At 68.8% G+C, this 24500-nt stretch carries 18 protein-coding genes and 1 pseudogene; 9 read left to right on the top strand and 10 right to left on the bottom strand.

What is annotated here, in order from left to right; all coding sequences use genetic code 11:
- Positions 1–13 precede the first annotated feature (13 nt).
- From AB4Y64_RS06485 to AB4Y64_RS06450, 8 genes and pseudogenes are all read right to left on the bottom strand, one after another.
- The gene (locus tag AB4Y64_RS06485) at positions 14–283 is read right to left on the bottom strand and encodes a hypothetical protein (RefSeq protein ID WP_441815617.1); all 270 of its coding nucleotides are present in this window, start codon (positions 281–283) and stop codon (positions 14–16) included.
- Between the two features lie 182 nt (positions 284–465).
- Positions 466–654 (bottom strand): annotated as a pseudogene (locus tag AB4Y64_RS06480) (integrase core domain-containing protein); the annotation flags it as partial.
- Positions 655–1174: 520 nt separating this feature from the next.
- Positions 1175–2293, bottom strand: coding sequence for an MlaA family lipoprotein (locus AB4Y64_RS06475; RefSeq protein WP_441815616.1), 1119 nt, complete (start codon positions 2291–2293; stop codon positions 1175–1177).
- A 110-nt stretch (positions 2294–2403) separates the two neighbouring features.
- Positions 2404–2685: an STAS domain-containing protein gene (locus AB4Y64_RS06470; RefSeq protein ID WP_441815615.1), complete on the bottom strand. Its 282-nt coding sequence runs from the start codon at positions 2683–2685 to the stop codon at positions 2404–2406.
- Position 2686: 1 nt separating this feature from the next.
- Entirely contained in the window at positions 2687–3358 is a 672-nt protein-coding gene (locus AB4Y64_RS06465; protein ID WP_441815614.1) for an MlaC/ttg2D family ABC transporter substrate-binding protein, read from the bottom strand.
- Positions 3355–3918 (bottom strand): outer membrane lipid asymmetry maintenance protein MlaD, encoded by a 564-nt coding sequence (gene mlaD / locus AB4Y64_RS06460; RefSeq protein ID WP_441815613.1) that lies wholly within the window; start codon positions 3916–3918, stop codon positions 3355–3357. The genes AB4Y64_RS06465 and mlaD overlap by 4 nt, the downstream gene beginning before the upstream one ends.
- A gap of 37 nt (positions 3919–3955) precedes the next feature.
- Positions 3956–4705, bottom strand: a complete 750-nt coding sequence (locus tag AB4Y64_RS06455; protein ID WP_441815612.1) for an MlaE family lipid ABC transporter permease subunit — start codon at positions 4703–4705, stop codon at positions 3956–3958.
- 28 nt (positions 4706–4733) lie between these two features.
- Complete coding sequence (locus AB4Y64_RS06450) at positions 4734–5522, bottom strand: ABC transporter ATP-binding protein (RefSeq protein WP_441815611.1); 789 nt, start codon at positions 5520–5522, stop codon at positions 4734–4736.
- A gap of 218 nt (positions 5523–5740) precedes the next feature.
- Between AB4Y64_RS06450 and recC the strand changes: the two genes are divergently transcribed.
- The 3 genes from recC to recD are packed head-to-tail and all read left to right on the top strand — an operon-like array spanning position 5741 to position 14513.
- On the top strand, positions 5741–9076 hold the full coding sequence (recC, locus tag AB4Y64_RS06445) for an exodeoxyribonuclease V subunit gamma (protein WP_441815610.1): 3336 nt from the start codon (positions 5741–5743) through the stop codon (positions 9074–9076).
- A complete protein-coding gene (gene recB / locus AB4Y64_RS06440; protein WP_441815609.1) occupies positions 9073–12660 on the top strand; it encodes an exodeoxyribonuclease V subunit beta in 3588 nt (1195 codons plus the stop codon). The genes recC and recB overlap by 4 nt, the downstream gene beginning before the upstream one ends.
- Complete coding sequence (recD, locus tag AB4Y64_RS06435; RefSeq protein ID WP_441815608.1) at positions 12657–14513, top strand: exodeoxyribonuclease V subunit alpha; 1857 nt, start codon at positions 12657–12659, stop codon at positions 14511–14513. The genes recB and recD overlap by 4 nt, the downstream gene beginning before the upstream one ends.
- Before the next feature lie 72 nt (positions 14514–14585).
- On the opposite strand, the gene AB4Y64_RS06430 is transcribed toward recD, so the two are convergent.
- Positions 14586–15668, bottom strand: a complete 1083-nt coding sequence (locus AB4Y64_RS06430; protein ID WP_441815607.1) for a LysR substrate-binding domain-containing protein — start codon at positions 15666–15668, stop codon at positions 14586–14588.
- Positions 15669–15826: 158 nt separating this feature from the next.
- Between AB4Y64_RS06430 and AB4Y64_RS06425 the strand changes: the two genes are divergently transcribed.
- The 6 genes from AB4Y64_RS06425 to folE all read left to right on the top strand — a co-directional run bounded on the left by AB4Y64_RS06425 (position 15827) and on the right by folE (position 24011).
- A complete protein-coding gene (locus AB4Y64_RS06425) occupies positions 15827–16108 on the top strand; it encodes a DUF2798 domain-containing protein (RefSeq protein WP_441815606.1) in 282 nt (93 codons plus the stop codon).
- On the top strand, positions 16105–17121 hold the full coding sequence (locus tag AB4Y64_RS06420) for an SDR family NAD(P)-dependent oxidoreductase (RefSeq protein ID WP_441815605.1): 1017 nt from the start codon (positions 16105–16107) through the stop codon (positions 17119–17121). The genes AB4Y64_RS06425 and AB4Y64_RS06420 overlap by 4 nt, the downstream gene beginning before the upstream one ends.
- A complete protein-coding gene (locus tag AB4Y64_RS06415; protein WP_441815604.1) occupies positions 17118–18311 on the top strand; it encodes an efflux RND transporter periplasmic adaptor subunit in 1194 nt (397 codons plus the stop codon). Before AB4Y64_RS06420 ends, AB4Y64_RS06415 begins: the two co-directional genes overlap by 4 nt.
- A gap of 158 nt (positions 18312–18469) precedes the next feature.
- On the top strand, positions 18470–21640 hold the full coding sequence (locus AB4Y64_RS06410) for an efflux RND transporter permease subunit (RefSeq protein ID WP_441815603.1): 3171 nt from the start codon (positions 18470–18472) through the stop codon (positions 21638–21640).
- Positions 21633–23201 (top strand): efflux transporter outer membrane subunit, encoded by a 1569-nt coding sequence (locus AB4Y64_RS06405; RefSeq protein ID WP_441815602.1) that lies wholly within the window; start codon positions 21633–21635, stop codon positions 23199–23201. The genes AB4Y64_RS06410 and AB4Y64_RS06405 overlap by 8 nt, the downstream gene beginning before the upstream one ends.
- A 219-nt stretch (positions 23202–23420) precedes the next feature.
- Complete coding sequence (gene folE / locus AB4Y64_RS06400; protein ID WP_441815601.1) at positions 23421–24011, top strand: GTP cyclohydrolase I FolE; 591 nt, start codon at positions 23421–23423, stop codon at positions 24009–24011.
- A gap of 186 nt (positions 24012–24197) precedes the next feature.
- Here the strand turns inward: folE and AB4Y64_RS06395 are convergent, their stop codons facing one another.
- Positions 24198–24488: a GIY-YIG nuclease family protein gene (locus tag AB4Y64_RS06395; protein WP_441815600.1), complete on the bottom strand. Its 291-nt coding sequence runs from the start codon at positions 24486–24488 to the stop codon at positions 24198–24200.
- Positions 24489–24500 lie beyond the last annotated feature (12 nt).

The following is a 24500-nucleotide window of genomic DNA, read 5'->3' as shown; positions in this document are numbered from 1 at the left end:
CTTTTGGGCGCGGTCAGTGTGCGGTGCCGATCGGCTTGCCGCCGGCGTCGCGGACGACATCGACGCCACCGCCGGGCAGGCCGCGCACGAGCCGGCCCTGATCGTCGTGGCCCACGCCGCCGCCCCGTTCGCGCATCTGCGCAAAGAACTTCACCATCTCCGGATGCGGCCCGACGAACGGGAAGAAGTCGTAGAACAGTTCGTGGCCATCGTCATCGAGATCGCCGACCGGCACGTGCCCGTCGAGCGCATCTCGCACGCGCGCCAATGCGGCATCGTCCATGCGCTCCAGCCGCTCCCAGACGGTGACGACCCATTCCGGGTAGGATCGTATTGGGCGATGGCCTTGTTCAACACCGTGAATGCCCAGTCGCGCGGATCGGCGATGGCCATCAGGGCTTCGCCATCGAGGGCGGCGTAATCCTGCATGGTTCCCTTGACCTGCCCCACCAGCCGTACCAACGGTTACTGACAAAGTCCGGGGTTGAAGGTTACTGCGTTGTTGCCCTGTTGTGCGCGGTGGTTGGCGGCGAATTGCGGTGGCGGGATGCGGCCGCAACTGCTGTGGGGGCGAACCTCGTTGTAATCCCGGCGCCAGTCGGCGGTGACGTCGCGGGCCTGGACGAGCGACGTGAACCAATGTTCGTTGAGGCAGCAGACCTGGAATCCGATACGGACCCAATGAAGCGCGTGCCCCCTGTCCCACCGTCGTCCCGGTCGACAGCCGCCACGGTCGCGGCGCTTCTCGTACTCGCTGCGTCCTCGGCGTGGCCGCTCGTCAGCGGAGTTGCATGGCTGGAGTCAGAGCTTCCGGGCGGACTGCCTGCAGGCAACGCGCTTTCCGCACTCTGCCTGTGCGCGTTGGCTGCGGTGCCGGTGGCGATGAGCACGCGCGGCACCGCGCTGCGCCGGGCATCGCTGGGGATGCTGATCGCTGCGGCGGCATGGCTGCCGATTTCCGTCCTGCTCGCCGGCAACCTTGCACTGAACTTTGCGGGTGATCGCGGCGGCATCTGGCTGATGCTGACGCTTGCCGTGATTGCCGGCGTGGTCTGTACGTTCGCGTGGGCGGCGGTTGCCGCGGCGGTGGCGGTGTGGCGGCGTTGGTCGGCGCCGAGGCGCTGAGGCAAGAGCAGATGGATCCCGGCGTTCGCCGGGATGACGGGTAATTCGATCAGCCGCCGTCGGCGGGCATGACCGGCATTGCGTCCACCGGTACCTGCGGGTTGCTGTCGTCCTGCAGATAGTCGGGCAGCGTGTCGGTGCCGTCGCCTTTCAAGCGGTCGCCCTGGATCTGATAATCGCGGCGCTGGATCCACGCATCGCGCACCAGTGTGTAGTCGTCCTCGGCGCCTTCGCGGAAGCTGTCGGTGGCGAGCAGTTGCGAACGGATGTCGACCAGCTGCAGGCCCTGCAGCGGGATGCGGAGCCGGTCGGACTCGACCTGGCGCAGCGGGCTCAGCGGCGCGTCGCCGATCATGCCGAACGAATCGCGCAACGTGCGTGGACCGAACAACGGCAGTTCGAAGTAGCGCGAACTCTTCCAGCCCCACACACCCAGCGTCTGGCCGAAATCCTCGCCGCGGTTGGGCAACTTGGCGTCGGAGGCCGGGTCGAAGATGCCGGCGATGCCGAGCGTGGAATTGAGCAGGAAACGTCCGAGCGACTGCCCGGCCTGCTTCGGCTTGCCCTGCAGCAGCGCGTTCACCGCCGACACCGGCTGGCCGAGGTTGTTGAAGAAGTTGCTTATGCCCAGACGAAAGGGGCGCGGCACCACCTTGACGTAGCCGCGCGCCAGCGGCCGCGCGACGCCGCGGTCGACGGCGTTGTTGAAGCGGTGCATCTGCCGGTTGTACTTCTCCCACGGGTCATAGACCGGGGAAATCACCGCCGGCGCCGGCAGGTTCGGGTCGGCATAGCCTTCATCCGGCGTGCCGTACAGGGTGTCGTAGTCGCGCTCGGCCTGGGTGCGCTCGTCCGCGGGCGGAACCGGCGTCGGTTCGGTCTGCGGGTGCGGCTCGGGCGTGGGCGTCTCCACTGGCGTGGTCGGCGCGGGCTCGGTGGGGACCGGCGTGGCAGGCGTCGGCTCGGCAGGCGTCGGCGCCACCGGTTCGGGTGCCTGCTCGGGCGGCGGCGTCGGTTGGCCGTCGATCGACGCCTTCACGCACGCGCGCGCCTTGGCCGCGTCTTCACCGGCTTCCTTCATGCAGCGGTCGAATTGCTCGCGCTGCTGGCCCGACAACGGGCGCGTGAGGATCTGCGCCTGGCCGAACATCGGCACGCACAGGAGCACTAAAGCGATTAGGGGTGCGTGGGGGCGCATGGGTCGCAAGTGTAGAGGCTCAGGGGCAGCCACGCCCCGCCGCCGGCGGGTCCGTGGCCGGAACGCTGTGTTCGCGGGGCTCAGCCGGCGAAGGCCAGGGCGTTGTCGAGGCGGTAGGCGGTGCGCAGCTCGGCCAGCCCCGGCGGGTCGCCGCTGACCTGGGTGATGCCGGTCCTGGCGCACAGCTCCGAAAGCAGGGCCAGGCCGGCGCTGTCGACCCGGCTGACTGCGCCCAGGTCGATCCGCACCAGCCCGGCGGCGGGCGTACGCAACTGCGCCCACAGCGAAGCGACCGCGGCGCGCTCGAGCGCGCCGCTGAAGGCGAGGGTGTCACCGTCCTGGCGGACCGTCGCGGTGGTCATCTCAGTTGCTGGCGGCCTGCGCCTGCAGCCTGCCCGCCTTGATGTCGGCGGCCACCTGCGGGATGGACTTCTGCTTGAGCGGGGCGTCGAACTGGTTGCGGAACGTCTGCACGAAGCTGACGCCCTCGACCATCACGTCGAACACCTTCCACTGCGTGCCGACCTTGCGCATCAGGTAATCGACCGGCACGGCTTCGTTGCCCTGGCGCAGGTACTCGCTCGATACCTTCACGATCGCGCCGCCACGGATCGGCGTCTCCGACTTCACCCGCACCTTGAGCTTGGTGTTGAGGTCGAGCAGGGACGAGCCGTAGCGCTGCATCAGGCTGTCGGCGAGGGCGTCGGCGAACACCTTCACGTCGGCGTCGGAAGCGCCGCGGCCGTGCACGCCCAGGACCAGGCGGGCGGAGTAGTCGCGGTCGAAGATGTTGTCGAATTCACTGGCGATGAACTGGCGCAGCGCGGCGCGGTTCTGGCTGAATTCGGCGCGGCGGCTTTCCAGCGTGGCCAGGATGCGGGTGCTGTTGCTCAGCACCAGCGCGCTCGGCGAATCGGCCGCGGCGGCGGTGGACGGAGCCGCTGCAGGCGCCGCCTGCGCGAGGACCGCGGCAGGCGCCGCAACCGTCAGGGCGGCGGCAATCATCAGGGAGAGAACGCGGTTGGACTGGTTCATTTGGTCTTGGTCTCGTCCGTGGGGGCGGCATCGCCCTTCAGGTAGTCGGGAACATCGGCAGAGGGTTCTGCGGCTTGGCCGGCATTGTCGGCGGGCTTTGCGCCACCGCCGCTGAACATGTACTTGCCGACCAGCTGGATCAGGTCGACCGCGGACTGGGTCAGGTAGATCTCGTCGCCGGGCTTGAGCGAATCCGGGTCTCCGCCCGGGGCGAGATTGATGTAGCTCTCACCCAGCAGGCCGCTGGTGAGGATGCTGGCCGCGGTGTCGGCGGGCAGCTTGTCGTAGCGCTTGTTCACCGCCAAGGTGACAACGGTGTCGAACTTGACGGGATCGACGTCGATCTTGTCGACATGTCCGATTGCAACGCCACCGATCTTGACCGGGGCGTTGGGCCTTAGTGCGCCGATCGTCGAGAAACGTGCGGTCAACGGGTAGGTATCGCTGCCCAGTCCCCAGCGACCGTTGGTCGAGGCGAGGGCCAGCACCAGCAGCGAGGCCAGGGCCAGCAGCAGGAAGGCGCCGACGGCAAATTCGATACGGGGGGCGCGGATGCTCATCGGTGAATACTCATAAGGGCACCATGGAGTGCTCGCCTCAGCGGAAGAGGAAGGCGGACATGACGAAATTGAACATCAGCACCAGCAGCGAGGCATTCACCACCGCGCGGGTGGTGGCGACCGAGGTGCCTTCGATGGTCGGCTCGGCGTGGAAGCCGACGTAGGAGGCGACCAGGGCCGCGGTCCCGCCGAACACCGCCGACTTGACCAGGGCCATCAGGAAGTCGTCGACAAAATCGACGCTGTCCTTCAAAACCTGCCAGAACGTGCCGCTATCGAGCCCGATCACGTGCACCGACTCGAAGTAGCTGGCGGTGATGGCGAAGCTGCAGAAGAAGCCGGTCAGCAGCGGAACGCAGATCACGGCCGCCCAGAAGCGCGGCGCCACGGCCTTGCCGACCGGGTCGATCGCCATGAGCCCGAGGGCGGTGATCTGGTCGGTGGCGCGCATCAGGCCCAGTTCGGCAGCAATCGAGCTGCCGGCGCGGCCGATGAAGAGCAGGGCGGTCAGCACCGGGCCGAGCTCGCGGTACATGCCCAGGCCGAGCAGGGCGCTGACCTGGGCGGTGGCGCCGTAGGTCTCGAGCGCGCGATAGCCGAGCAACGTCACCGAAAGACCGACGAACGCGCCGCCAACGGCAATGATTGGCAGCGAACGAGCGCCGATCTTGTAGATCTCGCGGATTAGCTCGCGGAAGAAGTCCGGGGTCGGCTTCGATGCCCGGAACACGGACAGCGAAAACAGGCCGGCGCGGCCGAGCGAGCGGGTCGCGGCGACGAAGGGCATCAGCGGATCTCCCTCAAATGCAGGCCGGTCATGCCGCCTCCGACGCGCGCGGCGCGGCATCGAACGCGATCGGACCGTCCGGCTCGCCCTTGAGGAACTGGCGCACCAGCGGGTCGTCGCTGGCCTCCAGCTCGGCCGGGGTGCCGGAAAAGACGATGCCGCCGTTGGCGATGACGATGGCGTGGTCGGCCACCGGCAGGGTTTCGTGGACGTGGTGGGTGACCACGATGCTGGTCAGGCCCAGCGTGTCGTTGAGACGGCGCACGAGCGCCATGACGACGCCGCTGGCAATCGGATCCAGGCCGGTCAGCGGTTCGTCGTAGATCATCAGCGGCGGGTCGAGTGCCAGCGCACGCGCCAGCGCGACGCGACGCGCCATGCCGCCCGACAGCTCGCGCGGGTAGGCGTCGGCGGCGGCGCGCAGGCCGACCGCATGCAGTTTCATCAGCACCAGCTGGCGGATCACCGGCTCGGGCAGGTTGGTGTGGGCGCGAATCGGCAGGGCCACGTTCTCGGCCGCCGTGAGGTCGGTGAGCAGGCCATTGCCCTGCAACAGCACGCCGATGCCCTTGCGCAATTCCAGCAGCGCGCGCCGACCCGGCGGCACCGGTTCGCCGAGCACCTCGACTGTGCCCGCAGCCGGTTCGAGCTCGCCGGTCAGCGCCGCCAGCAGCGTCGACTTGCCGCTACCGGATGGACCGAGCACGGCAACGATGCTGCCGCGCGGGACATCGAGGTTGATGTCGCGCAGCACCGTGCGTCCGCCGCGATCAAGGCGGAGCTGGCTGAGGCGGACGATGGGATCTTCGTTGCTCATGCGCGGGGGTGCATTCCGGAACTGCCGTGCAGCGAGGCCGGCAGTGTCGCCGGGAATGGCTGAACGGGAAGCAGGGCGGGCATTGTGGCAGGTTCGGACGAGATGCTCGACGGAATCGGGGGGAGGGGCCCGCAGAATTGCGAAATGGGCGCGGAGCCCAGCCGGTGCCCGCCCGCCGGTCTCAACGCGTGCGCCGCTGCTCCGGCAAGATAGTAGTGATGGCCATTCGCTCCGACTTCCGCCGCCCCGACTTCCGCCTCTATCACTCCAATGCGCTGGACATCCTGGCGCAGCTGCTTGCGCGGGAGTTGCGGCAACCGGCGCCTGGGCAATCGCTGCTGGCGCCCGACATCGTCCTGATCCCGCAGGTGGCAATGCGGCGCTGGTTGCAGGCGACGCTGGCCAGCACGTACGGCATTGCCGCCAACCTGGAGTTCCTGACGCCCGGCGAGTTCGTCCATCGCGCGCTGGACGCCAATGTTCCCGGCGGCGATGACGACCTCGACGCAGAAGCCCTGCATTGGCACCTGTATGCCGCGCTGACCGACCAGGCCGCATTGCGCGTGCCTGCGCTGCGGCCCCTGCGCGCGTACCTGCAGCGCGGCGACGCGCTCAAGCCGTGGTCGCTGGCTGGCGAGCTGGCCGGCGTGTTCGAGAAGTACCAGGCCTGGCGCCGCGACTGGCTGCTGGCCTGGGAAGCCGGGCACGAGCCCGGCGATCCGCAGGCGGCACTGTGGCGGCGCGTGGCGGCCGGCGGCGGCCATCGCGCGCAGCGGATCGGCGAATACCTGCAGCGATTCGGTGACGATGCCGGGCCGCTGCCGCAGGGATTGCCGTCGCGCCTGTTCGCCTTCGCGACCTTGAACATGTCGCCCGACGTGCTGCGCGTGATTGCCACCCAGGCCCGCGTCGGCACGCTGCATTTCTATCTGCCCAGCCCCACGCGCAGCTATTGGGGCGACTTGCAGACCCTGGCCGAACAACTGCGCAGCGGTGCCGACGATCCGTTCGGGACGGCGGCCGACGAGAACCCGATGCTGCAGGCGTGGGGCGCGGCCGGGCGCGATTTCATGGCGGTGCTGGGCAGTTACGAGGTAGTGCATCCCTCGCACGAACATGCCCACTACGTGGATCCGGAAGCGGCCGAAGGCGACCGGCCCGAAAACGACACCCTGCTTGGCCACCTGCAGCGCGACCTGCTGCACCGGCGCGCGCCGGCGCCGTGGCGCGGCGACGTGGACCGCAGCGATCCCAGCGTGCAGATGCATGCCTGCCACACGCGCCTGCGCGAAGTCCAGGTGCTGCACGACCAGCTGCGCGGGCTGCTCGACGATCCGCGCTTCGACCCGCCGCTGCAGCCGCGCGACATCGCCGTGCTTGCGCCCGACATCGACCCGTACATACCGTGCATCGATGCGGTGTTTGGCGGCCAGGCGGGGCGCGAGGATTTCATCCCGTTCGCGCTGGCCGACGCCAGCCCGCTCGCCGGCGAACCGCTGGCCGAACTGTTCCTGCGCCTGTTGGCGCTGCCGGTATCGCGCTTCGGACTCAACGAGGTGCTCGACCTGCTCGCCAGTCCACCGCTGGCCAACAGCGCCGGGCTGGACGCGCCGGCGCTGGAGCGCCTGCACGACTGGTTGCAGGACGCCGGCGTGCGCTGGGGCCTGGACGCCGGCCATCGCGAGCAGCACGACGCGCCGCGCGACGACGCCTATACCTGGGCCTTCGCGCTGGATCGTCTGCTGCTGGGGTATGCCAGTGGCAGCGATGAGGACATCGCCGGCGTCGCGCCGTGGCCGGAGCTGGAGGGCAGCTCGGCCGACGCGCTCGACACGCTGCTGCGGCTGATGCGCGTGCTGGCCCGACACCAGCGCACGCTCGGCGAAGCGATGCCACCTGCGCAATGGCGCGAGCGCCTGCTCGGCCTGCTCGATGCCCTGTTCCTGCGGCCGCCGGCGAGCGTCGCCGGGCAACGCGCGCTGGAACGCCTGCGTTCGCTGATCGGCGACTTCGCCCTGTCGGCGCAGCGCGCCGGATTCGACGGCGCGGTGCCGGCGGAGGTGGTACGGGCGCACTTCGCCGCGCGCCTGTCGGAAGCCGACACGCGCGCGCCGCTGCTTACCGGCGGTGTCAGCTTCGGCCGCATGGTGCCGATGCGGCTGTTGCCGTTCCGCGTGATCTGCGTGCTCGGCCTCAACGATGGCGACTATCCTCGGCGCGATCCGGCGGCCGGCCTCAATCGCCTCAGCGCCGAGCTCGGCACCGCCCACCGCCGCCACGGCGACCGCTCGCTGCGCGAGGACGACCGCTTCTTGTTCCTGCAGTTGCTCGCGTCCGCGGGCGACGTGCTGTACCTGAGCTACCAGGGCGCCGACCCGCGTGACGGCAGTGCGCGTGAACCGTCGGTACTGGTGTCGGAACTGCTCAACGTCATCGCCGATTACCACACCGCCGCCGCCGACGCGAAGCAGGCGCTGGTGGTGCGCCATCCGCTGCAGCCGTTCGCACCGGCGGCGTTCGGCGATGCCGCCGAGCCGCGCCGTTTCAGCTATCGCGACGAGTGGCATCCGGCCGCCAATCTCCACGGTGGCGAGCGGCATGCGCTGGGGGCGTGGATCTCCACGCCGCTGCCGGCGCCCATTGCCCAAGCAGACCTGTTGTCGCTCGACAGCCTGCGGCGTTTCCTGTGCGATCCGTCCGGCCAGTTCCTGCGCGAGCGCATGGGCATGCGCCTGCCCGCCGAAGTCGAACTCGCCGACGACACCGAACCGATGCTCCTGCCCGGCGGTGGCTGGTCACGCACGGCGTTGCAGCGCGCAATGCTCGCCGCCCTGTTGGAGCAGCAGACGGAGGGCCTGTACGAACGGCTGCTGGCGCGCGCGCAACTTCCCTCGGGCCCGCTCGGACGGCGCGAGTTCGACGCGATGCTCGGCGAGATTCGCCCCTATGCACGGCAGTTCGCCCAGTGGCGCGGCGCACGCGAGCCGGAGGCAGTGACGGTCGAGGCCGACATTGGCGGCACGCGGCTGCGTGGTCGCGTCGAGAACATCTACGGCCAGGCCCTGGCGCGGGTGCGCATCGGCGAGCCCAACGGCCCCTCGACCATCCGCGATGGCCTGGACTGGCTGCTGCTGTCCGCAGCCGGGCAGGGCAGGGCGCTGGTGCAGTTCCACGACAGCGGCGAAGGCGCGCAGTGTCACGAGCGCCCGCCACTGGCAGCCGAAGCCGCGCGCGAAGCATTGCGGCAGCTGCTGCAGTTGCGCGCGCACGGGCTGCGTGAAGCGCTCGCGTTCGCACCCTACAGCGGCTGGGACCTGTACCGCGCCCTGCGCGATGGCGTCGCCGAGGACAAGGCCTGGCAGAAGATGCGCGAACGCTGGACCGGCGGCAGCAGCGGCCGCAAGTGGGCCGAGGGCGAAGGCGATGCGATCCGGCTGACCCTGCGCGGCCGCGACCTGCCCAACGACAGCCAGCTGCGCGAAACATTCGCCGCCGTCACCCATCTGGTATTCGACGCGGTGACCGGCGCCGTGCCTGCGGAGCAGGGCGCATGAACCTCGCCCTGACCACGGCCGATCCTTACCTGACCCTGCCGTTGCACGGCGTGCGCCTGATCGAGGCCAGTGCCGGCACCGGCAAGACGTTCACCCTGGCCACCCTGGTGACGCGCCTGGTCGTCGAGCGCGATCTGCGTGTCGGCAGCATCCTGGTGGTCACCTTCACCGAAGCGGCGACGCAGGAGCTGCGCAAGCGCATCCGCGAACGGCTCGAACAGGCCGCCGCGACAGTCGGCACCGAAGCCGCACAGGACGAGGCCGCGGACACCGCGCTCACCCGACGCATCATCGACAGCCACCTGGCTGCCGGCAACGAGACTCCGGTGCAGCTGCAGCGCCGCCTGCAGCGCGCCGTGCTGGAGGTCGACCTCGCCGCGATCTTCACCATCCACGGTTTCTGCGCACGCGTCCTGCGCGAGCATGCGCTCGAGAGCGACCAGCCCTTCGCCGCGCCGCAACTGCTGACCAGCGACGCCGACCTCCGCGACGGCCTGGCATCGGACCTGTGGCGCGCATTCGCCGCGAACGGCGACGACGCACTGCTGCTGCCGACGCTGTGGAACGGCCCGGACGAGCTGGCCAGGGACCTGCCAACGCTGATGTCGGCCGTTCCGCTGCTACCAGTGGCGGAGGCCGGCGCCGATGACGGCAGCAGCGTCCGCAGCGATGTCGATGCGCGCTTCCAGGCGCTCAGGCGCGCATTCGCCGAGCACGGCGACGACGCGCGCTGGAAGCTCGAAGACGCCATCGCGCAGGAGCTTCTGAACAAGTCCAGCTACAAGCCCGAGCATGTGGCTCCGCTGTGGAGCGCGCTCGAGCAGCAGTTGCATCACGGCGGCCCGTTCGACGAGCACCACGAAAAGCTGCCCAACCTGCGCCAGGCCACGCTCAGCGACCGCACCAAGGTCAAGCTGCGCGCGCGCTGCCCGCAGTCGCCGCTGTTCGTCGCCGTTGCCGACTACCTGGACGCGCGTGCCCGCCATCGCCAGGAACACGACCGCCAGCGCGTGGCGCTGCTGCACCGGGTTCGCGACGATGCGCGCCGGCGCCTGCGCCAGACCAAGCAGACGCTGCGCCTGCAGACCTACGACGACCTGATCGACGATGTCGCCGATGCGCTCGGCAGCGACCACGGCGACGAACTGGCGCAACGGCTGCGTCAGCAGTACCAGGTCGCACTGGTCGACGAGTTCCAGGATACCGACGCGCGCCAATGGGGCATCTTCGAGCGCGTCTTCGGAGCGTCGCGTGCTTCCGGCGACGGCCCGGGGGCGCTGTTCCTGATCGGCGATCCGAAGCAGGCCATCTACGGCTTCCGCGGCGGTGACGTGCACACCTACCTGGCCGCCGCTGCCCTGGCCGAGCGTGCACCGCCGCTGGACCGCAACTTCCGCTCACGTCCCGGTGTGCTGCGCGCCATCGAATCGCTCTATGCCAACGCCGGCGAACGGCCATTCGTGGTGGATGGAATCGACTTCCATCCGGTGCAACCGGGCGAACGGCGCAGCGACGACGACTTCATCGTTGACGGCGCCGCCGCGCCCGCGCTGACCGTACGCATGATCGCGCCTGACGCCAATGGCGAGGCTCACAACGTCGAGCGCTCGCGGGAACTGGCGACCGGTGCCTGTGTCGCCGCCATCCATGACGTGCTCAGCCGCGGACGCGAAGGCCGCGCGACGATCGACGGCAAACCGGTGCAGCCGGGCGATATCGCGGTACTGGTACGCCGCCACAACGACGCCACGCGGATCCAGCGTGCGCTGACCGCGGTGGGCATCCCTGCCGTGGCCGCCGGCAAGCAGAGCCTGTTCGCCACCGAGGAGGCCGCCGAGTTGCGCATGCTGTTCGAAGCGCTGCTGCAGCCGGCCGACGATGGCCGCCTGCGCACCGCGCTGGCTACGGTGCTGCTGGGCGTGGATGCGCACGAGATCGACGAGCTCGAACGCGACGGCGCCGCCTACCGGCGCCGGCAACTGGAGGCGATGGCATGGCGCGAGCGCTGGCAGCGCAGCGGCCCGTTCGCGCTGGTGTCGGACCTGTGCGCCGCAAATGGCGAGCGCCTGCTCGGACTGCTGGACGGCGAACGCCGGCTCACCAACTACCTGCAGCTGGGCGAACTGATGCAGGACGCCGACGCCCGCTCGCTGGGCCTGCACGGCCTGGTCGACTGGCTGTGCCGCCGGATCGCCGAAGCCGACTCGGACGACGAGGCGCAGTTGCTGCGTCTGGAATCGGACGCCCAGTGCGTGCAGATCGTCACCCTGCACAAGAGCAAGGGCCTGGAATACCCGCTGGTGTACCTGCCGTTCGCCGCCATTGGGGGACAGGCACCGAGCCCCGACCGCTATTGCATCGTCCACGACGGCGACCGCCGCCAGCTGCGCTGGCGCATCGACAAGGACGACCCGGACTGGCGCAGCGCCGCCGTGGAATGGCGAAACGAGCAGTACGCCGAAGACGCGCGCCTGCTCTACGTCGGCCTGACGCGCGCACGCGACGCGCTGTGGATCGCCAGCGGCGGCCTGTATGCGGCCGACAAGACGCGATTGGCGCCGATGCTCGCCGGTGATGACGCACTGCGCGCCAACCCGGACGTGGCGATCGTCAGCGGTGACGTCATCGCACCGGCCGCGCCACTGAACGCGGCGCAGATCATGGCGGTCGCGAACGCGCGCCTGTCGCGCCGCGCGATACCGCGCGACTGGTGGGTCTACAGCTTCACTCAATTGGCCCAGGCCGAAGCCGGGGCCGAAGTGGTCGTTGCCGTGGACGAGCGCGGCGCGATTGACGAGCCCGCCGAAGCGGAGCCGGTCGGCGCCGAACCGCGCCTGGAGGATGGCGAGGCCTTCGACCCGCGCTTCAGCGGCAGTCGCTTCGGCAACGTCCTGCACGACGCGCTCGAGCACACCGACTTCCTCGCGTGGCAGTCCTGGAGCGATGGCGCCGCCGCACCGCCAGGGCAGCAGGACATCCTCGCCGCCGCACTGCGCAATGGCGGCTACGCCGCGGACGACGTGGTCGATGGCGTGCCGACACTGGAACGGCTGGTCGGCCGCACCCTCACCACCGCCTTGCCCGAAGGCGGGCGCCTGTGCGATCTCGACACGAGCGCGCGCCGCGCCGAGATCGAGTTCCACTTTGCCCTCCAGCCCACCTCGGTGGACGCGTTGATCGAGGTCCTGCATCGCTTCGGCGTGGTCGCTGCGCGCCGTGGCTTCGGCACGCGCCGCCGCCTCGAAGGCCTGATGACCGGCAAGATCGACCTGACCTACACCGTCGACGGGCGCTGGTATGTGCTCGACTACAAGTCCAACCGGCTGCCGGCCTACGACGCTGCCAGCCTCGATGCCGCCATGGCGCACAGCGAGTACGACCTGCAGGCACTGATCTACACGCTGGCGCTGCACCGCTGGCTGCGCTTCCGTCTTGGCGACGCGTACGCGTACGGGCGCGACTTCGGTGGCGTGCGCTATCTGTTCTGTCGCGGCCTGGTCGAAGGGCAGGGCATTCACGCGCACAAGCCCGACGCGGCCCTCGTCGATGCACTCGACGCGCTGTTCGCCGGGGGTGCGGCATGAGCCTGCTCGATGCGCTGCACCGCGCCGGCGTGCTCAACACGCTGGATCACGCGTTCGCGCAAAGCCTGCGCCGGCTCGGCCGCCGCGATACGAGCACCGACCTGTTCGGCGCCGACACGCCCGACATGGTGCTGGCCGCGGCGGCACTGGCCTCCCAGGCCGTGTCCCGTGGCCACGCCGCGTTCGATCCGTCGCTGCCGTCATGGTTGCCGGACGAATCCGTCGACTGGCCCAGCGCGCGCGCCTGGCGCGACGCGCTGAAGGGCTCGCGCTGGATCACCGAACCGCAAGCCGATGCGATCGCCGCCGGCGACGCGCCGCTGGTGTGGGAGAACGGCCTGCTGTACCTGCGTCGCTACCGTGAGTACGAGCGCCGTCTCGCCGCGGGCCTGCGCCGCATCGCCCAGGCGCGCCTGGCAGGCGATGCCGTCGATTCGCTGGCGCCGTTGTTCGCCGCCCTCTTCCCGCAGGCGCGCGACGACGACCGCCAGGCCCGCGCCGCAGCGCTGGCATTGCTGCAACCCCTGCTGCTGGTCACCGGCGGCCCGGGTACCGGCAAGACCACGACCATCACCCGCCTGCTGTTGCTGCTGATCGCCCAGGCCCGGCAGGCCGACCTGCCACCGCCGCGGATCGCGCTGGCGGCACCGACCGGTCGTGCCGCCGAACGCATGGCCGAGAGCCTGCGCGCCGCCAGCGAGAAGTTGCGGGGCATCGACGGCGTCGACATTGCCCTGTGCGATGCGCTGCCCGACACCGCCAGCACGCTGCATCGCCTGCTCGGGACGATTCCCGGCAGCCCGCGTTTCCGTCACGACCCGGCCAACCCGTTGCCGTACGACGTGATCGTCGTCGACGAAGCGTCGATGGTCGACCTGCCGTTGATGTGCAAGCTGGTCGAGGCGGTCGCCGATGGCGCGCGGCTGATCCTGCTCGGTGATCGCGACCAGCTTCCGTCGATCGAGGCCGGCGACGTGCTCGCGGCAATCACCGATGCCGCCGGCGATGGCGGCGAGTTGCCACAGGCCCTGGCACAGCGACTGCAGCCATTGATTGGCGACGTACCGGCATCGTCGCCATCGGCCGCATCCAATGCGCTGTCCGGTCACCGTGTCCAGCTCAAGCGTGGCTACCGTCAGTCCGAGGCGCTCGACCTGGCGCCGCTGGCGGACGCACTGCGCGTCGGTGACGGTGACCGCACCGACCAGCTGCTGCGCTCGAATGCACTGCGCGGCGTCCACTACCACGAAGGCGTCAGCGATCCGCTGGCCGGACCGCGACGCGAGACGCTGCTGTCGGTGTGGCGGGAGCTGCTGTTGATCGACGACCCGGCGATCGCCCTGCAGCGGGCCTCCGCGCTGCGTGTGCTGACGGCCCTTCGCGACGGTGCGCAAGGTGCCAGCGTGCTCAATGCGCGCATCGAGGAGGCGCTGGCCGGCGCACACCGCGACCCCTACTTCCACGGACGTCTGCTGCTGGTCACCGAGAACAGCTACCGCCACGGTCTGTTCAACGGCGACATCGGCGTCTGCCAGCGCGATGCGCAGGGCCACACCGTGGCCTGGTTCGCTGGCGGCAGCGATGGCGTGCGCGGTTTCCATCCGGCGGCCCTGCCGGCGCACACCGGCGCGTTCGCGATGACGGTGCACAAGGCGCAGGGCTCGGAGTTCGATGCCGTGTGGCTGTTGCTGCCCCGTCAGGACGCACGAACGCTGTCGCGCGAACTGCTGTACACGGCAGTCACCCGCGCGCGCAGCGAGTTGCATGTGTGCGCCAGCGAACCGGTGTTGCGCGCGGCGCTGGCGCGGCATGCGGCGCGGGTGTCGGGGCTGGCCTGGCGCTTGCGCGGGTAGGGCGACCTCCCCTCTCCGTGGTCGCCTGCGGCGACCTGTCCCTCTCCCACAAGGGGAGAGGGAACCTGGTTGCTACTCTTCCTCGTCGATCTCCGAACCCACCGGCTCCTGCAGCGGTTTCGGCTTGGACCTGGTCTTTGCCTTCGCCGCCGGCAGCCCGGCGACCTTCGCCAGTTCGGCGGTGATCGCCTCGGCCGCCGATTTCTCCGCGGCCTGGTAGCGCGCACGCACGTTCGGACACAGCACCTGCATGTAGTCGGCGTCGAAGTTGAGGCGTTCGACCAGGAAGTCGACAAACGCGCGCACCTTCGGCGACTGCACGCGGCCACGCGGGAACACCGCGTTGAACTCGTACTCCGGCCCGGTCCAGCCGGCCAGCACGCGCTGCACGTAGCCCTGCTCGGCATACGCCTTGACGGTGACGTCGCTGGCCAGCATCAGGCCTTCGCCGCACAGCAGGGCGCCGCTGAGCGGGGCGGGATCGTTGGCCAGCAGCACCGGATCGATGCGGTAGTCGACCGTGCGCGTGCCGTCGCTGAGCGGCCAGAAGTACTGGCCGTTGCGACGCGATTTCGGCATCGCCACCGTGCGGTGGTGGATCAGGTCGTCCGGATGCAGCGGCTCGCCGTGGCGGGCGATGTAGTTCGGGCTGGCGTAAACCTGGGTACGGAACGTCGCCAGCTTGCGTGCGACCAGATTGGAATCGGGAAGGTTGCCCACGCGCAGTGCGACGTCGATTTCCTTGTCGATGATGTCCAGCGCTTCGTTGGTCAACACCATGTCGACCCGCACTTCCGGATGGCGCGCGTGGAACTCGCCCAGCAGCGGCGCGATCCAGGTGATGCCGACGGAATAGGGGGCCGTGAAGCGCAGCCAGCCGCGCGGGCCGCCCTGCAACTGGCCGACCGCGCTTTCTGCTTCATCGAGCTCGCGCGCGATGCGCTGGCAATGCTCGAAGTAGATGTTGCCGGCTTCGGTCAGGCCGAGTTTGCGGGTGGTCCGGTGCAGCAGCTGGGCGCCCAGGCGGGTCTCCAGTTCCTGGACCTTGCGGCTGACGGTGGTCTTGGGCAGCTGCAGGGCGCGGGCAGCGGAGATGAAGCTGCCGTGCTCGACCACCCTTACGAAGATCAGGGTGTCGTTGAGATCGCGGGCCATGGCGGGGGCTCCTGGGTAGCGCGTCGGGGGAGACGGGGTGGTCCGGGGGGTTTGGACCGATCACGGGACAATTATTCCCTCAATTGCCGGCTAATCAAGTGCCGGTCGGAGGCCTACTCTGTCCCGCAGATCCCCCCCAATCCCCCCTGGCAGCCGTCATGCTCACCCCCCGCCAAGCCCGTTACGCCTTCCTGCCGCTGATGCTGGTCGCCATGTCGGCGCTGATCGGGCTGGCAGTCCTCGTGGTCCAGCAAGGCCTGGCAGCGGGCCCGGACGAGTTCTGGATGCTGGCCTGGGTGCTCGCCTTCACCCTGGCCCTGCCGGCCGCGATGCTGGTCCTCCCGATCATCAGCTCCCTCCTGCAGCGCGCCACCCGTCGCGAAACCGTCCCGGTGACGGGAGAGAAAATCCCGCATTCGGGACATTGGAGCCGGATGTGAACTCCCCGTTCGCCCGTCCCGCCCAGCGGACATCGGCCCAGAAACCCTCGGCACAGAAGACGCCCGTCGTCGTCCTCGGTGCCACGGGTGGGGTCGGCCGCGGCGTGGTCGAGGCCGCGCTGGCGGCCGGCCGGCCAGTGATCGCGGTCGCCCGCGACAAGTCCGGACTGCAGTGCCTCAAGTCCCACCACCCCAAGGCCGACCTCAGCGTCGTCGCCGGTTCGATCAGCAGCGACGCCGACGGCGAGCGCCTGGCCAAGGCCCTGACCAAGCTCGGCCGGCCGATCGGCGGCGTGATCGCCGCCGTGTCGGGCAGCGCCAGCCGCGGCCGCCTGCTCGACCATCCCGCCGCCTACCTGCGCCAGCGCCTCGACGAGGACCTGCTGCCGCACCTGGCGGCGGCGCGTCACCTGCTGCCGCTGCTGGCCCAGGCCAACCGCGGCGGCACGTATGTGTTGATCGGCGGGCCCGGCGCGGAACAGCCGTGGGCCGGCTACGGCCATCGCTCGATCGCCACCGCCGCGTTGCGCATGCTCGCGCGCGTACTGCATGAAGAGGCCCGCAGCATCGGTGTGCGCGTGCAGCTGCTGTCGATCGACAGCCCGGTCAGCACCGAACTCAATCGCGAGCATGCATGCCCGCAATGGCCCAGTGCGATCGCCGTTGGCCAGCGCGCATTGGCCCTGGTCGAACCGCTGGGCACGCAGCTGGCGGCGCAAGCGGTGGTCCGATACGCCGATGTGTTGCCGGGCGACGAGGCGGATGTCGATTCCGGCGTCGCTGATTCGATTACCTCACAGGCAAGCGAAGAAAGCGAAGTCGACGCGCAAGCCGATGCGCACGCGCAGGCCCATTCGCCCACCCAGACCCCCAAGGATCCTGACAACTGTCACACAAGCGACGACGCACTACTGCCATCACGCTGTCTGCAGGATGCGCGCACGCTGCTCAGGAACCTGCTTTCACCCAATAACACCAATAACAACAAAGCGAACCAGGAACCCTCCCCATGACCCCCCGCAAAGCATTGGCCCGCTCCACCTCCGGAGTTCCCGTCCTCGCCCTTGCGGCGAGCCTTCTGGTTGCCGCGGTCGTGACCGCCTGCAGCAGCCAGGCCGAGCCCGGCGCGGCGATGCCGCCGCCGCCGGAAGTCAGCGTCGCCCAGGTACTGAGCAAGCAGGTCAGCGAGTGGGACGACTTCACCGGCCGCGTCACCGCGATCGAGACGGTCGATCTGCGCCCGCGCGTGTCTGGCTATGTCGAACGCGTCGCCTACCAGGAAGGCCAGGAAGTGAAGAAGGGCGATCTGCTGTTCGTGATCGACCAGCGTCGCTACAAGGCCCAGCTGGACCAGGCCCAGGCCGATCTCGAGCGCGCCCGCGCCGAGGCACGCCTGGCCCAGACCCAGGACACGCGTGCGCAGACCCTGGTCGAGGCCAAGGCGATCTCGCGTGAAGAGTTCGAGACCCGGCGTGCCGCCACCACCCAGGGCAACGCTGCGGTGCGAGCGGCCGAAGCCGCCGTGGCCAACGCCCAGCTCGACCTGCAGTTCACCCAGGTGCGTTCGCCGATCAATGGCCGCGCCGGTCGTGCCGTGGTCACCGAGGGCAACCTTGCCCAGGCCGATACCACGCTGCTGACCACCGTGGTCTCGCAGGATCCGGTGTTCGTCTACTTCGAAGCCGACGAGCAGAGCTTCCTGCGTTACCAGGCGCTGGCCCGTGACGGCAAGCGTGCGCAGTCGCAGAACCCGGTGCGCGTGGGCCTGGCCAACGAGCAGGGCTACCCGCACGAAGGCACGGTCGACTTCACCGACAACCAGGTCGATGCCGCCACCGGCACCATCCGCGCCCGCGCCGTGCTGCACAACCCGGACCGCATCTTCACCCCGGGCCTGTTCGCACGCGTGCAGCTGGAAGGCAGCCGCAGCGTCAAGGCGATGCTGATCGACGAGAAGGCCATCCTCACCGACCAGGACCGCAAGTACGTCTACGTGCTCGGGCCGAAGAACGCCGCCACCCGCAAGGATGTCGTACTCGGTCGCACCGTCGATGGACTGCGCGTGGTCGATTCGGGCCTGGCGCCGACCGACAAGGTGATTGTCCATGGCGTGCAGAAGGTGTTCTTCCCGGGCATGCCGGTGTCGCCGAAGCAGATCGCGATGGGCGCGGCTGCGCCCGAGATGAAAGTGGCGATGAAGTAATCGAAAGCCCCTCCCCCTGCGTGCAGGGGGAGGTTGGGAGCGACCTCCCCAACCCTTCCCTGCAAGCAGGGGAGGGGGCAGAAAAACAGACCCGTTTGGCGACGCTTTCCGGCGTCGCCCAGGACTTTGCGGCCTGAAGGCCGCATCAGGAACCCCTCATGGACTTTTCAAAGTTCTTCATCGACAGACCGATCTTCGCCGCCGTGCTGTCGATCGTGATCTTCGCCGCCGGCCTGATCGCCATACCTATCCTGCCGATCAGCGAGTACCCGGAAGTGGTGCCGCCGTCTGTGGTGGTGCGCACGGTCTATCCGGGCGCCAACCCCAAGGTGATCGCCGAGACCGTGGCCACGCCGCTGGAAGAAGCGATCAACGGCGTCGAGAACATGATGTACATCAAGTCGGTCGCCGGTTCCGATGGCGTGCTGCAGATGACCGTCACGTTCCGCCCGGGCACCGACGCCGACGATGCCGCCGTGCGCGTGCAGAACCGCGTCGCGCAGTCGCTCGCGCGCCTGCCCGAGGACGTGCGCCGCCAGGGCGTGACCACGCAGAAGCAGTCGCCGACCTTCCTGATGGTCGTGCACCTGACATCGCCTGACGGCAAGTACGACACGCTGTACCTGCGCAACTACGCCCGCCTGCACGTCAAGGACGCGCTCGCACGCATCCAGGGCGTGGGCGACGCGCAGGTGTTCGGCGGCGGCGACTACGCCATGCGCGCCTGGCTCGACCCCGACAAGATCGCTTCGCGCGGCCTCACCGCCGGCGACGTGGTCCGTGCGATTCGCGAACAGAACGTGCAGGTCTCGGCCGGCCAGCTCGGCGCCGAACCGATGCCGAGCAGCGACTTCCTGACCCTGATCAATGCCCAGGGCCGCCTGCGCAGCGTCGAGGAGTTCGGCAACATCGTGCTCAAGAGCGGTGAGGGCGGCGAGATCGTGCGCCTGTCCGATGTCGCACGCGTCGAGCTTGGCGCCGGCGACTACACGCTGCGTTCGCAGCTGGACGGCAAGAGCGCGGTCGGCATCGGCATCTTCCAGGCTCCGGGCGCCAATGCGCTCGAGATCCAGGAAAAGGTCATCGCCACCATGGACGAGATGACCAAGCAGTTCCCGGCCGGCGTCAAGTACGAGGCCGTGTACGACACCACCATCTTCGTGCGCGACTCGATCAAGGCCGTGGTCACCACGCTGCTGGAGGCGATCGCGCTGGTGGTGCTGGTGGTGATCCTGTTCCTGCAGACCTGGCGCGCCTCGATCATTCCGCTGATCGCAGTGCCGGTGTCTGTGGTGGGCACGTTTGCCGCGCTGTACCTGCTCGGATTCTCGATCAATACCTTGAGCCTGTTCGGTCTGGTGCTCGCCATCGGTATCGTCGTGGACGACGCGATCGTGGTGGTGGAGAACGTCGAGCGCAACATCGAGGAAGGCCTGTCGCCGATGGATGCGGCGCACCAGGCGATGAAGGAAGTGTCCGGGCCGATCGTGGCGATCGCGCTGGTGCTGTGCGCGGTGTTCGTGCCGATGGCGTTCCTGTCGGGCGTGACCGGCCAGTTCTACAAGCAGTTCGCAGTGACCATCGCCATCTCCACGGTGATCTCGGCGATCAACTCGCTGACCCTGTCGCCGGCGCTGGCCGCGCGCCTGCTCAAGCCGCATGACGCCGCCAAGGACGCACCGTCGCGCCTGATCGACCGCGCCTTCGGCTGGCTGTTCCGTCCGTTCAACCGTTTCTTCAACTCCAGCTCGCAGAAGTACCAGGGCGCGGTCTCGCGCACGCTGGGCCGCCGCGGCATGGTGTTTGCGGTATACGCGGTGTTGCTGGTCGCCACCGGCTTGATGTTCAAGATCGTCCCGGCCGGCTTCATCCCGATCCAGGACAAGCTGTACCTGATCGCCGGCGTGAAGCTTCCGGAAGGCTCGTCCATTGCCCGCACCGATGCGCTGCTGAAGAAGGTCAGCGACATCGCCATGAGCACCGACGGTGTGGCGCATTCGATCGCGTTCCCGGGCCTGAACGCCCTGCAGTTCACCAACACGCCCAACACCGGCGTGGCGTTCTTCCCGCTCAAGCCGTTCAGCGAGCGCAACGGACGCACTGCCGAGCAGATCAACGCCGAGATCAACCAGAAGATCGCCGGGCTGCAGGAAGGTTTCACCTTCTCGTTCATGCCGCCGCCGATCCTCGGCCTCGGCAACGGTTCGGGCTACCAGATGTTCATCGAGGACCGTGGCAACCTCGGCTACGGCGCACTGCAGAACGCGGTGAACGCGTTCCAGGGCGCGGTCGCGCAGACGCCTGGCATGGGCTTCCCGATCAGCAGCTACCAGGCCAACGTGCCGCAGCTCGACGCCGAAGTCGATCGCGTCAAGGCCAAGGCCCAGGGCGTGCCGCTGACGGAGTTGTTCGACACGCTGCAGACCTACCTGGGCTCGGCCTACGTCAACGACTTCAACCAGTTCGGCCGCACCTGGCAGGTGATCGCACAGGCGGACGGTTCCTACCGCGACAGCGTCGAGGACATCGCCAACCTGCGTACCCGCAACGACCGTGGCGAGATGGTGCCGATCGGTTCGATGGTGACGATCAAGCAGACCTACGGCCCCGACCCGGTGCTGCGCTACAACGGTTATCCGGCCGCCGACCTGGCCGGCGAAGCCGATCCGCGCATGCTGTCGTCGGCACAGGCCATGGGCCAGCTGGAAGGCATCGCCGCCAAGGTGCTGCCCAACGGCATGAGCCTGGAATGGACCGACCTGAGCTTCCAGCAGGCCACCCAGGGCAATGCCGCGCTCGTCGTGTTCCCGCTCGCCATCCTGCTCGCCTTCCTGGTGCTGGCCGCGCTGTATGAAAGCTGGACCCTGCCGCTGGCGGTGATCCTGATCGTGCCGATGTGCATGCTCTCGGCCCTGGCCGGCGTGTGGCTCACCGGTGGCGACAACAACGTGTTCGTGCAGGTCGGCCTGGTCGTGCTGATGGGCCTGGCGTGCAAGAACGCGATCCTGATCGTCGAGTTCGCCCGCGAGCTGGAGATGCAGGGCAAGAGCATCGTCGAAGCCGCGCTGGAAGCCTGCCGCCTGCGTCTGCGCCCGATCGTGATGACCTCGATCGCGTTCATCGCCGGCACCGTGCCGCTGGTGCTCTCGCACGGCGCTGGCGCCGAGGTCCGCTCGGCCACCGGCATCACCGTGTTCGCCGGCATGCTCGGCGTGACCCTGTTCGGTCTGTTCCTGACCCCGGTGTTCTACGTCGCCCTGCGCAAGATGGTGAGCAAGACGCCGAAGTGGGTGAACGAGCAGAGCTCGATGGGGAAGGCCCATGCATAAGCCTTCGACCATCGCGCCCATTGGCTACGAGGATTCCATCGTGCAAGAACCGCAAACACACGCAATGACCGCCCGTTCGATGGCCAGGGTGCTGGTTCCCTCGCTGTTGGCGCTCGCGCTTGCCGCGTGCGCGGTCGGCCCGGACTACGTCCGTCCGGATGTGCCGACGCCGGCAACGTTCAGGCGCGACGAAGGCGCGCCGGCTGCGGACACCACCACGGCCGCCGGCGGCACCGCCGCCGTGGCCGGGGAGGCGACGCCGCAGGCCAGCGCCGAGTTCTGGACCAGCTTCAACGACCCGCTGCTGACGCGGCTGGTCGAGGAATCGCTGACCGCCAACCACGACCTGCGCATCGCACTGGCCAGCTACGACCGCGCCAATGCGCTCCTGCGCAACGCCAAGCTCGATCGCTTCCCGACCGTCACCGCCAGCGCCACGGCGACCGATTCGCGTTCCAGCGCCGACCAGGCGCCCGGCGTGAATCGCAACGATCGCGACGGCGAAAGCTATGGCGTGCAGGCAGACGCCAGCTGGGAACTCGATCTGTTCGGTCGCGTCCGTCGCAACGTCGAGTCGCAGCGTGCCGAGGCCTGGGCGACGGCGTCCGACCTCGACGCGCTGCAGGTCGCCATCGTCGGTGAAGTCGCACGCACCTACGTCGAGATGCGCGGCCTGCAGGAGCGCCTGCGCGTTGCCCGCGACAACTCCGAGAACCAGCGCGAGACCCTGCGCCTGGTGCAGGCGCGCTTCGACGCCGGCCGCGGCACCGAGTTCGACACCTCGCGCGCACGCGCCCAGCTCGAATCGACGCTGTCGCGCGTGCCGAACCTGGAAGCGCAGGTGGCAGTGAGCATGCATCGGCTGGCGGTGCTGTCCGGCAAGACGCCGGAAGCGCTGATTGCCGACCTGACGCCGCAACAGCCCCTGCCCAACCTGCCTGCGCGGCTCGACCCTGGCACGCCGGGCGAGTTGCTGCGCAACCGTCCGGACGTGATCGCGGCCGAACACCGCCTGCATGCGACCACGGCCAAGATCGGCGTGGCCACGGCCGACCTGTTCCCGCGCTTCACCCTGTTCGGGCTGATCGGCAGCCAGGCGATCGACAGCGGCGCGTTGTTCGAACGCGACAGCGAGACCCGCCTGATCGGGCTGGGCATCGACTGGTCGTTCCTCGACATCGGCCGTGTGCGCGCGCGCATTGCCGCCGCCGATGCCGACGCGGCCGGCGACCTGGCGCGCTACGAGCAGGCCGTGCTGCTGGCGCTGGAAGACACCGAAAACGCACTGGTGCGCTACTCGCGCGCCCGCGTCGAGGACCAGCACCTGGAGCAGGCGGCGATCGACAGCGCGACCGCGGCACGCCTCGCGCGGGTCCGCTACGAAGCCGGTGCCGCCGACCTGTTCGAAGTGCTCGATGCCGAGCGCACCCAGCTGGTCGCCCAGGAAGCCTTTGCCGACGGCCGTACCCGCAGCGTCAGCGGTGCGGTCGCGCTGTACAAGGCGCTGGCCGGCGGTTGGCCGACCCGTGTGCCGCTGCGTGAGGACGTCGCCAGGCGCTGAGCAGCGCCACAACCTTTCCCCCATCCAACCCGACGGCCGGTGGCGGCACGCTTTCCCCCTCCCTCGAGCGTGGCGTCACCGGTTGTTCGGCGCGGATCAGACTTCGTCAGGCTCCTCGCAGCCTTTTCTTGCCGCAGGGGCACCATCCCGCCTTGCGGCATTTTTTTATCCTCTCCGCCCCGGTGGAGTAGCATTTGCGTCCCCCACAGGAGCCGCGCCATGGCCGACAACGACAAGCCGTCCCGCGAACAGGCCGAAGCGGCCGTGCGCACCCTGCTGCGCTGGGCTGGCGACGACCCGGCCCGCGAAGGCCTGCTCGACACGCCCAAGCGCGTGGCCAAGGCGTACACGGACTGGTTCAGCGGCTACGCCGAGGACCCGGCCGACTACCTCAAGCGCACCTTCGAGGAAGTCGAGGGCTACGACGAGATGATCGTGTTGCGCGACATCGAATTCGAGAGCCACTGCGAGCACCACATGGCGCCGATCATCGGCAAGGCGCACGTGGGCTACCTGCCTGATGGCAAAGTTGTGGGCATCAGCAAGCTGGCACGCGTGGTCGAAACCTATGCGCGGCGGTTGCAGGTGCAGGAGAAGATGACCGCGCAGATCGCCCAGGTGATCCAGGAAGTGCTGCAGCCGCGCGGCGTCGGCGTGGTGATCGAAGGCGCACACGAGTGCATGACCACGCGCGGCGTGCACAAGCGCGGCGTGAGCATGATCACCTCGAAGATGCTCGGCACCTTCCGCGAGGATGCGCGGACGCGCGCGGAGTTCCTGCGGTTTATTGATGTGGGGCCGGGGCGGTAATCCTTCGACTCCGCTGCGCTACGCTTCCTTCGACTCCGCTGCGCTACGCTTCCTTCGACTCCGCTACGCTACGCTTCCTTCGACTCCGCTGCGCTACGCTCAGGACGAACGGAGCCGGCAAAACCACCGTTCGTCCTGAGCGTAGGCGCGCAGCGCCGAAGTCGAAGGAAGCCAGGTCCTGCCTCCTCACCGCTCGTGCCGATGCTTTCCCCGCGCAAGTCGACTGATCCTGGACCAGTCACCCTCGGTCAGCGCCTGTTTTTTCGCGCGACTCCAGCCCTTGATCTGTCGCTCAGCCACCAGCGCCTCTTCCCTGGTCGGAAACTCCTGCGAGAAGACCAGCTCGACCGGTCGTCGGTCGCGCGTATAGCAGGGGTGCTGTCCGGCGTGGTGCTGATCAAGACGCCGCTCGATGTCATCGGTGTGGCCGAGATAGAAGCTGCCATCGGCACAGCGAAGCATGTACATCCAGAACATGCGCTCCTCCTT

Source organism: Lysobacter sp. TAF61, from assembly GCF_052113485.1.
Taxonomy (GTDB): domain Bacteria; phylum Pseudomonadota; class Gammaproteobacteria; order Xanthomonadales; family Xanthomonadaceae; genus Lysobacter_J.
The sequence above is the reverse complement of the archived record's forward strand: the minus strand, read 5'-3'. Positions and strand labels throughout refer to the sequence as shown.